Below are 1,385 nucleotides of genomic sequence, written 5' to 3'. Positions count from 1 at the left end.
CGGTGTGAGGGATCTTCACGCTCTCCACATATGTGCCCGCATGCACGTAGATCGCCGTACCGGGTTTGGCCACGTTAACCGCCGCCTGGATTGTCGCGTACGGGTGATCGGAACTTCCATCCCCTCCCGCCGCCGCGCCCGCTGAAACGTGGATGATGCTGGTCGGAACCATGTCCGAAAACGCCACTGACTCTGACACGCCTGAAATCCTTCACACTAAATAGCGCTCAGGCTACGGCGATCGCGCACGCCTAAGCTTAACGCTTTCAGTTAACATTCCTTAATTACCAGGTTTCTATTGATGTAAGGGTGCGACATATTAGCCAGTCAACTTAGTTGATCAGATCAATAGTTTTCGATTGACCATTTATCGCGCAAATTGACAGTAATGTCAGAATCCACACCTTAGGGAAATTTACACTCTAGCTGCATGCCGGAGATTGGCGCTCTATCCAGCTCAGGAGAGCGCCTAGCGGCGATCTGAAATACGCCGCGGCTTCGTGCGGCCAAACAGCCGCACCAGAGCAATAATGCATGCCCGGCCTTGCATTTGAGTCGATTTTGGCCTCCTTAGGCCGCCCATCAGACCCCTTTCGCCCCGCCCTTATCGGCATCCGGACGAAAACGGTCTATTCTCTGAAGATATTGACCAAGAACACGGTCCGTTTGGGGGTCGTATTTGGTCGTGGTGCGGGCCGCACGTGTGTGTGTGCCGTCCGCTTGAACCGAATTGGACCTGTATGCCCTTCCCCGCCTCCCACCCCGCTCTTGAGCGGGCTCTTGCCGCTCAAGGTTACCTTGAGCCCACCCCCGTCCAGGCCGCCGTGCTGGAAGCCGACGCCGAGGGCCGCGACCTGCTGGTCAGCGCCCAGACCGGCTCGGGCAAGACCGTCGCCTTCGGTCTCGCCGCCGCCACCACCCTGCTCGGCGACGCCGAGAAGTTCTCCAAGGCCGGCGCCCCGATGTGCCTAGTCATCGCCCCGACCCGCGAACYGGCCATCCAGGTCAATCGCGAGCTGACGTGGCTGTACGCCGACGCCGGCGCCGTGGTCGTCAACTGCGTGGGCGGCATGGACGCGCGTCGCGAGCAGCGCGCCCTGAACTTCGGCGCCCACATCGTGGTCGGCACTCCCGGCCGCCTGCGCGACCACATCGAGCGCGGCCACCTGGACCTGTCGGAGCTGAAGGTCGCCGTCCTCGACGAGGCCGACGAGATGCTCGACATGGGCTTCCGCGAAGACCTCGAATTCATCCTCGACGCCGCGCCCAGCGAGCGCCGCACCCTGCTGTTCTCGGCCACCCTGGCGCGCGAGATCGTGCAACTGGCCAAGAGCTACCAGAACGACGCCCTGCGCATCGACACGGTCGGCCGCAACGAGCCGCAC

The 1,385-nt window shown here is 61.8% G+C and carries 2 protein-coding genes; one reads left to right on the top strand and one right to left on the bottom strand.

The window, feature by feature from the left end; all coding sequences use genetic code 11:
- Nucleotides 1–172, bottom strand: a 172-nt coding sequence (locus AC1DZ6_RS25165) for a DUF1565 domain-containing protein (RefSeq protein ID WP_477099815.1), incomplete at its 3' end; no start/stop codon positions are given.
- Nucleotides 173–740: 568 nt separating this feature from the next.
- Here AC1DZ6_RS25165 and AC1DZ6_RS25160 point away from each other — a divergent pair.
- A partial coding sequence (locus tag AC1DZ6_RS25160; protein ID WP_477099814.1) for a DEAD/DEAH box helicase occupies nucleotides 741–1,385 on the top strand: 645 nt, incomplete at its 3' end.

Source organism: Caulobacter sp. P1_B12_2 (assembly GCF_056406675.1).
Note: the sequence above shows the minus strand (reverse complement) of the source record. Positions and strands in the feature narration are given on the sequence as shown.